The following is a 634-nucleotide window of genomic DNA, read 5'->3' on the forward strand; positions in this document are numbered from 1 at the left end:
GAACCGGGATAATCCTGATGTACGAAATACCGGAAGAAGCTTCCCTCCGGAAGGAACCGGAGCCGGAAATGCCAGTACTCCAAATCCCGGAGTAATTTCAGGTGACAATCCGGGAGGAATCACCGGAAGCAATCCTGCAAAACCAAATCCACCAAAACGGGGGGAGAATAAAGGATCCAATACCAGGAGGGATAATCCATTAAGAGATCCGGATAACAATGGACCTGCAGGATCAGGCCCGAATGATCCTATCAACCCAACCTAGATCCTTCAGAAAAAGGATAAAAAAGCCACGAAGATCGTGGCTTTTTGCTTTCTAAAATTTTTTTAAAGAAGTTTCAGCTTGACGAATACCGGAAGATGATCTGAAGGATACTTGAGGTTTTTTGAATCACTTAGTACCGCATATTTTTTTACCCTTATCCCATTCGCAGTGAAGATGTAATCAATACGCCGGGTGACAGGAGAAAGGAAATCATAGCCGTTAAAAGTACCTTCGGGACCAAAAACCTGTTCAGCTACCTTTTTTGAATCTTTGTAATGTTCAGAAAGGAAGTTGATTTCTTTTGTGTCCGGTTCCAGGTTCAAATCCCCCATCAGGATCACCGGTTTTTCTTCCTTGTTCAATTCCCGG

2 protein-coding genes are annotated in these 634 nt (G+C 43.7%); one reads left to right on the forward strand and one right to left on the reverse strand.

Going from position 1 to position 634, the window contains the following annotated elements:
* The coding region (locus HC175_RS16225; protein ID WP_209310026.1) for a hypothetical protein at positions 1 to 265 on the forward strand (265 nt) is incomplete at its 5' end.
* A gap of 62 nt (positions 266 to 327) precedes the next feature.
* On the opposite strand, the gene HC175_RS16230 is transcribed toward HC175_RS16225, so the two are convergent.
* A partial coding sequence (locus HC175_RS16230; protein ID WP_369074337.1) for an endonuclease/exonuclease/phosphatase family protein occupies positions 328 to 634 on the reverse strand: 307 nt, incomplete at its 5' end.

This window comes from Salinimicrobium oceani, from assembly GCF_012037645.1.